Below are 7,760 nucleotides of genomic sequence, written 5' to 3' on the forward strand. Positions count from 1 at the left end.
TTTAATGCCAGTCTACGCCTGGCCTCCAAGGACACACCCAGGGGTTAACCCTTGACAGAAGCACAGAATCGCAACTTATGGATCCATTATCTGAGTAATGGACCCTAGCCTGCATCTGCACGCCACGACTCTGTGCGCTGACCTTCGGCTCTTGCTGCATTTTGGTGCCGGCCAGAGACCGATCGCACCCACATGGACCTGAGATACGCATAAACAGTCCAGTACTGCCAGGCATGCGTTTTGCTTTTTCTTTTTTGGATCCAACAAAGACATTTAAGGATGCTCTATGCGACAAACCATATACACCACCTGCACACTTGACTGCCCGGACGGCTGCGGAATCCGCGCCCAAGTCGAGGACGGCCGGATCGTGAAGCTCGAGGGCCATCCGGAGCACCCCTTCACGCGTGGCTATCTGTGTGGCAAGACCTACAGGTTCCCGGAACGCGTCTACAGCGAGGAGCGTCAGCTGTACCCCATGCGTCGGGAGGGCGGCCATCGAGCGGGGGCGTGGATACGAATCGGCTGGGAGGAGGCACTGGAACTGGCCGCGGACAGGATTCGCCGGTTCATTGCACAGGACGGCAGCCTTTCTCTCATGCACTACCAGCGCACCGGCTCATGGGGCGCAACCAAGCATCTGAGCCGTCGTTTTTGGAATCTCCTGGGTGGCGTGACGACGACCAGCGGCTCCCTTTGCAGTGGGGCCGCGCGCGCCGGACAAGCCATGGACTTCGGCATACGGCTTGGTCACGATCCGTCGGATCTCGTCAACAGCAAACTCGTGCTTCTGTGGGGACGGAATCCCATGGCAACCAACCTACACACCGTGCCCCTGCTCAAGGAAGTCCGCGCGGCGGGTGGCAAGGTCATCCTGGTCGACCCCGTGCGCAGCGAGTCCGCGACGATCTGCGACTCCCATGTCCAACCCCGCGTGGCGCGTGATGCCGAGCTGGCCTTGGCGATGGCAAAGGCCGTCCTTGAAGCGGGCTTGGAAGACAAGGAGTTCATAGCGAACCACTGCACCAACGTCGAGGCGTATCTTCAGCTTTTGGAGCGGCATTCGATGCACGACCTGTGTGCAGCCTGCGGCCTGTCGGAGGTCGCAGTGCGCACCCTGGCCGTCGAGTACGCGACAGCGCGACCTGCGGCGATCCTGTTTGGCTGGGGCCTCAACAAGTACAAGCACAGCGCCGAGATCTTCCGCTGTGTGGACGCCCTGGCCGCCCTGTGCGGCTACATCGGTGTTCCCGGGGGGGGCGCCACCCTGGGGTTCCAGACCCAGCGCCACTTCGACAAGAAGGTCGAGGCTGCGGATCGGGCCACCGCGGCGCGTGCCATCCCAGAGCCTCTGCTTGGCCAATGTCTGCTCGATACGCAGGACCCGCCAGTGCGCATGATGTTCGTCAACGGCGGCAATCCGATCAACCAGTCGCCGAACTCGAACCTTGTGGCGAAGGCCTTTGACCGGCTGGAGTTCACGGTTGTTGTGGACATGTTCCTGAACGATACGTCGGACTACGCGGACCTGTTTCTGCCCACCACTACCTTCCTGGAGGAGGAGGATATCCTGGTCTCCTGGGGCCACAACATCATCGGCGGCGTTAATCCGGTCATCGCCCCGGTCGGCGAGGCTCGCTCGGATCTCTGGATTTTCCAGGAGTTGGCCAAGCGCCTTGGCATCGGCGAAGAGATGGCAGGTTCGCCGCGCGAATGGCTGCAGCGCATGCTCAAGCCGATGGAGGCGCAAGGCCTGTCCGTCGAGCGCGTCATGCAGGGGCCGGTGCGCTGCCCGACGGCACCACAGGTGCCGTTCGCGGACAAGAAATTTGCGACCCCGTCAGGCCGATTCCAGTTTATCGACGACATCGAGTTGCAGCAACGCGAAGTGCAAGGCTATCCCCTCACCTTCGTAACCAACTTCAGCAAGACATGGCTGCTCTCACAGATGACCTCCACCGAGCACCCGGGTCCCTTCGTGCGCATCGGCACCGACACCGCCGAGCGATACGGCGTGAAGGACAAGGACGAGATCATCGTCCGGTCCGCGGTCGGGCAGCTGCGATTGACCGCACATGTCGACGCACGCGTCGGCCCCGGGATGGTGGTGATGCCGGTGGGAACCTGGATCAAGCGCGGGGGTGGTGCGAACGTGCTGACCGAAGACGTGCTGAGTAACTTCGGCGAAATGGCCGCTTACGGCGATACGCGTGTCGCCATCGAACTCGCCAGCCCTACCCCCTAAACCCACGAATTGGAGATCCGAAGTGACCGTCGTAGTGACTGAAAACTGTGAGAACTGCCGCTTTGCAGAGTGCGTGGCGGTGTGTCCCGTGGCATGCTTCCACGGCGACGAGAAGATGCTGTATGTCGATTCGGACACATGCGTGGATTGCGGCGCGTGCGTTCCAGTCTGCCCCGTCAAGGCCATCTATTTCGAACACGACCTGCCCGCGCCGATGTCGCACTGGCTGGACATCAACCGCGAGCGCGCATCCATGCTCCCCAGCGTCACGGAGCAGTCCGAGGCCTTGCCAGGCGCATGGGAAAAGCGCGCGTCGCTCGGCTTCTGAGGCAGTCCGTGCAAAGTACCTTCAACTCACCTCCCGAGATCGCCATCGTCGGCGCCGGCCCGAGTGGCTTTTATGCAGCCGAGGCACTGCTCAAGCTGGGCATCAACGTGGCACTGATCGAGCGCCTTCCCGCCCCTTTCGGCCTGGTGCGCTACGGCGTGGCACCGGATCACCAGAAGCTCAAGACGACCATCGCCGCGTACGAGCGCATCGCGCAATCTTCGCATCTGCACTTCTTCGGCAACGTGGAGGTCGGTAGGGACGTCAGTGTGGACAGCTTGCGCAAGATGTTCCACGCCGTAATCTTCGCCCATGGTGCGCACGGCGACCGCACGCTCGGCATCGTCGGGGAAGATTTGCGGGGCTGCCATGGGGCATCGGCCTTCGTCGGATGGTACAACGGCCACCCGGACTGCCGGGACCACGCCTTCGATCTGAGCCAGGAAGCTGCCGTCATCCTCGGCAACGGGAACGTTGCCCTTGATATCGCCCGCATTCTTGCCAAACCGGTCGAGGCACTGGGCGCCTCCGACATTGCGGACCACGCCCTGCAGGCGCTGGCCGTAAGCAATATCCGGGATATCCATATCGTCGGACGACGCGGCCCTTCGCACGCCAAGTTCTCCGCCAACGAGCTGAGGGAGTTGGCCCAGATCGAGGACTGCTCGATTCATTTTGATGCATGGGATCTCGCCGAGCCAAACCCGCCCAACTCCACCGTCGCGTGGCTCAACTCGCTCGCGCACAGCGCCGTGGACAGCCATCGCCGCCGGATCCACTTCCATTTCTTCAAGCGGCCCGTGCGTGTGGAGGGTACCCAGCGCATGAGTTCAATGGTGCTCGAAAAAACCCAGGCCTGCGAAGCGGATCCGTCCAGGATTACGGGAACGGGGGAAGAGTGCCAGATTCCGGCCGGCCTTCTCTTCAAGGCGGTGGGCTACCGCGGCCGCGCCATCCTAGGCCTACCGTTCGACCATGAGCGGGGCGTGGTACCAACACTTCAAGACAGAGTATTGGGAGACGAAGGGCAGGCGATCCCGCGCCTCTATGCAACGGGGTGGGTCAAGCGCGGGCCATCCGGTGTGATCGGCACAAATCGTGCCGACAGCGTTGCCGTGACGCGCCGAGTCGTGGAAGACCTGGCAGCGGAACATCTCGGCGATGTTGGAGGCGTGCAGGCCTTGCGAGAGCACTTGTGCGGACGAACGACCATTGACTTCAAGGACTGGCTTCGAATCGACCAGGCCGAAATCGCGGCCGGCCTCGTCGCATCCAAGCCCCGTGAAAAATTCACACGCATCCAAGAGTTACTTGCAGCTGCGCAGTAGAGGGTCCCTATGCATCCAACCACCCCGCACGATCTCGAGATTTCCGATCACGACGCTTCGGAGCTAGGGCATCAGGACTTCCCAACGGTGCCAGCGAGCCTGACAACATTGCTCACGCGGCGCTCGGCTGGTCCCCGCCACCTAGCGTTTCCTGCTCCAAACGAAGCGCATCTGACGGTCATGGCTCTGGCCGCCCTGCGCGCCCCGGACCACGGTGCGTTGACGCCCTATCGCTTCATCGTCGTCGAATCCGACTCAATCGATCTGCTGGCCGACCTGTTCGGTGAGGCCGCCCGAGCGGAGGGCGCGTCGAGCGAAGCTGCCGCCTTAGAGATGGAGCGCGCTCGGCGAGCGCCCTTGACCATCGCAGTGATTGCCAACCTTTCCGTCGAGCGACCCATCCCGGCGCACGAACAGTGGATGGCCGTCGGCGGCGCGATCGCGAACTTCTTGAACGCAGCGCATGCCCTCGGCTTTGCGGGCAAGATGCTCAGCGGACGCAAGGTCCTCAGCCCCTGCCTTGCGCGCGCCTTCTGCAAGGAGGGCGAGTATCTCGTCGGCTGGATCGTCCTAGGCACACTGAATTCGGGGTGGACTCCCCCGAAAGCCAGGCACCCCCACTCCATCCTGTCCAAATGGCCATGTCCGCAGCGCCCAGGCGCTCAGGATCGGGCGTGAACCTGGTTCTCCAGCCAGGCGGCCACGAACTCACCGGACTCCACGACGTGCAGTGCCATTGCCTGCCGCGCGGCCATGTCGTCGCGCGCCTCCAGTGCCGCGAGGATTGCGTCGTGGTGCGCGATGTTTCTCTCCATCCGGTGCTTGTACATGCCAAGCGCGGAAGAGGCGATCACACCGCGCGAGGAGCCCAGTTCGAGGTCCGCAATGATCTTTTGCAAGTACGCGTTGCACGACGCCTGAAAGATGATCGCGTGGAACTCGCTGTTCGTGGTGACCCATTCCTTACGGGCCGCTTGGTAGGCGCTCGTTTCCGCGTGATCCACGGGACTGTCGGCTCGCAGGCGGTTCAGATCCGTGACAGCTTGCACAAACCGCTCGTGGATCTTCCTCAGCTCGATCAGCTGCTGGTCCGTGATCCATTGCGCAGCCAACTGTGCCGCCAACCCCTCCACCTCCGAGCGAACGCGATAGATGTCCCTCACATCCTTGGAGCTCTGGGACTTGACTACCGCTCCGGACTGGCTCTGGTCGACGATTCCCCGAGCGGCGAGCTGGGACAACGCCTGCCTCACGGGCGTCCGACTCACTTGGAAAGTGTTTGCAAGTGCCACCTGCTTTAACTTTTGGCCGGGGAGGTATTCGCCTGTGGAGATCTTGTGCTGAATCTGGTCTACAAGCTGATCGACCAGTTTTTCTTCTGCCGAGAAAGCCATACTGCCTTTGGTGGTTGATTTGGATTGATTCGCACCATTTTACCGATGATGGGATCCAGAATATGAATTTTCAGGACCAGACCGATCTAATATGGATTGATTCTGACTTGCCTCATGCCTTTCGGGAGCGATGGAGAGCACATGACCTCACTTCACCTCAGCCACTATGCACTACTCCAGATCGGGCTCGATGCGGGCGAACATGAAATCGAGCACGGCTACTTGCAGCGTCTCGCGGGCCTGCCCAAGGTTGGCTGGCGCCGGCAGCTGTGGCTGTGGGCGACCGGCGAGAGCGAAGAAAGCCTACGGCATGCCAGAGACACCTTGCACGACAAGAACGCCAGGAAACGCTATGACCAGAAACTGGCAGCCGAACGCTGGCAATGGATCCCGATGACGTGAAACCTGATCCCGGCAGTTCTCGATCATCAATGCGCGTCATCCCGATGCTCAGTCAGCCCGCCGCAGTGCCTTCGCTTGAGGTGGCGGCGTCCAGCAGGCCGGATTCTGGCGCACAGTTGTCGGACCGCCTGGGCCGCCCGCTCACCGACTTGCGCATCAGCGTCACCGACCGCTGCAACTTCCGCTGCAGCTACTGCATGCCCAAGGAGGTATTTGACAAGGACCATGTCTACCTGCCGAATAACGCACTGCTGAGCTTTGAGGAGATCACCCGCACGGCCAGGCTATTCGTGCAGCAGGGCGTGCGCAAGATCCGGCTCACCGGCGGCGAGCCGCTGCTGCGCAAGAACATCGAGCTGCTGGTGGAGCAGCTCGCGCAGATCCGCACAGCGGAAGGCGCCCCCCTGGACCTCACCCTCACCACTAACGGCTCGCTGCTCTCACGCAAGGCGGCCGCGCTGAAGGCCGCGGGGCTACGCCGTGTCACCGTCAGCCTGGACGGGCTGGACGATACGGTGTTTCGCCGCATGAACGACGTCGACTTCCCGGTCGCCGACGTGCTGGCGGGCATCGAGGCCGCGCAGGCCGCAGGCCTCGGTCCGCTAAAGGTCAACATGGTCGTCAAGCGCGGCACCAACGAACGGGAGATCCTACGCATGGCGCGGTACTTCCGCGGCACCGGAGTGGTGCTGCGATTCATCGAGTACATGGATGTGGGCGCCACCAACGGCTGGCGCATGAACGAAGTGCTGCCCTCGGCCGACGTCATCGCGCGCATCCACGCCGAATTTCCGCTGGTGCCACTGCAGCCCTCCATACCCGGCGAGACGGCGCAGCGCTGGGCCTATGCCGGCGGCGGCGGCGAGATCGGCGTGATCAGCAGCGTGACCCAGGCCTTCTGCCACGACTGCAGCCGCGCGCGCCTGTCGACCGAAGGCAAGCTCTACCTGTGCCTGTTCGCCACCGCGGGCCACGACCTGCGCCCGCTGCTGCGCGGCGCGGCCACCGACGACGACATCTCCTCGGCCATCAGCCACATCTGGCAGGGCCGCGCCGACCGCTACTCGGAGCTGCGCACGCTACAAGGCCCGGCCGAAACCGGCCACGCCGATGACAAGGCGCCGCGCCGCGTCGAGATGAGCTACATCGGCGGATGATGCAGGCGCCCGCCATGCCCGCGCAGACCATCGCGCCTGCCGACATCACGGGATTGCTGCTGGCCGGCGGACGCGGCACGCGCATGGGCAGCATCGACGGTTCTGTCGCGCTAAGCCGAGGTTGGTAAGCTGAGGCGGAACTGTTGACTGGACGAAAACGTGATCGAGGCTTTGCGCAAGGTGATCAAGCGGATGCATTACCCGCTGGAGGTGATGCTGGTGTGCGTGCGATGGTACGCGGCCTATCCGCTGAGCCTGCGGCACATTGAAGAGATGATGGCCGAGCGCGGCGTATCTGTCGATCACGCCACGGTCCATCGCTGGGCGATCAAGATACTGCCCATACTGGCGTCGGTGTTCCGGCGACGCAAACGCCGCGTGGGCACGAGTTGGCGAATGGACGAAACCTATATCAAGGTCGCCGGCCAGTGGAAGTATCTGTACCGCGCCGTGGATCGAGACGGCGACACCGTTGACTTTCTGCTGCGCGCCAAGAGAGACCGCGCTGCCGCACGTCGTTTCCTGGAGCAGGCCATCGGACTGCATGGCGTGCCCGAGAAGATCACCATCGACAAGAGCGGCGCCAACACGGCTGCCATCCAGAGCGTCAACGATGACGCCGGGGTGGCCATCGAACTGCGGCAGAGCAAATACCTCAATAACGTCGTGGAGCAGGACCATCGCGCGATCAAACGTGTCGTGCGTCCCATGCTGGGGTTCAAGTCCTTTCGCTGCGCACGTATCCTGATTGCCGGCATTGAGTTGATGCACATGATCAAGAAGGGCCAACTCCACCGCGCCCAAAGCCAAGCCTCGCCCGCGGCATCGCAGTTTTATTTGCTGGCTTTCTGAGCGACACCGAGAAACCACGCTCGCTCAGGCCGGCGCTGCTATTGCGACAGAGCC

The 7,760-nt window shown here is 62.6% G+C and carries 8 protein-coding genes; 7 read left to right on the forward strand and 1 reads right to left on the reverse strand.

Annotated features, from left to right (window positions below; genetic code table 11):
• Positions 1-286: 286 nt before the first annotated feature.
• Genes AC1DYD_RS29500 through AC1DYD_RS29515 form a run of 4 tightly spaced genes read left to right on the forward strand, consistent with a single transcriptional unit; the run spans position 287 to position 4,579 of the window.
• Positions 287-2,245, forward strand: coding sequence for a molybdopterin-containing oxidoreductase family protein (locus AC1DYD_RS29500; protein ID WP_478167262.1), 1,959 nt, complete (start codon positions 287-289; stop codon positions 2,243-2,245).
• A gap of 22 nt (positions 2,246-2,267) precedes the next feature.
• On the forward strand, positions 2,268-2,573 hold the full coding sequence (locus AC1DYD_RS29505; RefSeq protein WP_477650699.1) for a 4Fe-4S dicluster domain-containing protein: 306 nt from the start codon (positions 2,268-2,270) through the stop codon (positions 2,571-2,573).
• Positions 2,574-2,581: 8 nt separating this feature from the next.
• Positions 2,582-3,901, forward strand: coding sequence for an FAD-dependent oxidoreductase (locus AC1DYD_RS29510; RefSeq protein ID WP_478167263.1), 1,320 nt, complete (start codon positions 2,582-2,584; stop codon positions 3,899-3,901).
• A gap of 9 nt (positions 3,902-3,910) precedes the next feature.
• Entirely contained in the window at positions 3,911-4,579 is a 669-nt protein-coding gene (locus tag AC1DYD_RS29515; protein WP_478167264.1) for a nitroreductase family protein, read from the forward strand.
• Here the strand turns inward: AC1DYD_RS29515 and AC1DYD_RS29520 are convergent.
• Positions 4,564-5,295: a GntR family transcriptional regulator gene (locus tag AC1DYD_RS29520; protein ID WP_478167265.1), complete on the reverse strand. Its 732-nt coding sequence runs from the start codon at positions 5,293-5,295 to the stop codon at positions 4,564-4,566. The genes AC1DYD_RS29515 and AC1DYD_RS29520 overlap by 16 nt on opposite strands.
• A gap of 141 nt (positions 5,296-5,436) precedes the next feature.
• Here AC1DYD_RS29520 and AC1DYD_RS29525 point away from each other — a divergent pair, with 141 nt between their 5' ends.
• From AC1DYD_RS29525 to AC1DYD_RS29535, 3 genes are all read left to right on the forward strand, one after another.
• The gene (locus AC1DYD_RS29525) at positions 5,437-5,697 is read left to right on the forward strand and encodes a hypothetical protein (protein WP_478167266.1); all 261 of its coding nucleotides are present in this window, start codon (positions 5,437-5,439) and stop codon (positions 5,695-5,697) included.
• A 29-nt stretch (positions 5,698-5,726) separates the two neighbouring features.
• Positions 5,727-6,854 (forward strand): GTP 3',8-cyclase MoaA, encoded by a 1,128-nt coding sequence (gene moaA, locus AC1DYD_RS29530; RefSeq protein ID WP_478167267.1) that lies wholly within the window; start codon positions 5,727-5,729, stop codon positions 6,852-6,854.
• A 192-nt stretch (positions 6,855-7,046) separates the two neighbouring features.
• The gene (locus AC1DYD_RS29535; protein ID WP_478176308.1) at positions 7,047-7,706 is read left to right on the forward strand and encodes an IS6 family transposase; all 660 of its coding nucleotides are present in this window, start codon (positions 7,047-7,049) and stop codon (positions 7,704-7,706) included.
• Positions 7,707-7,760: the final 54 nt, after the last annotated feature.

The sequence above is a fragment of the Variovorax sp. P4_B11 genome (assembly GCF_056402355.1).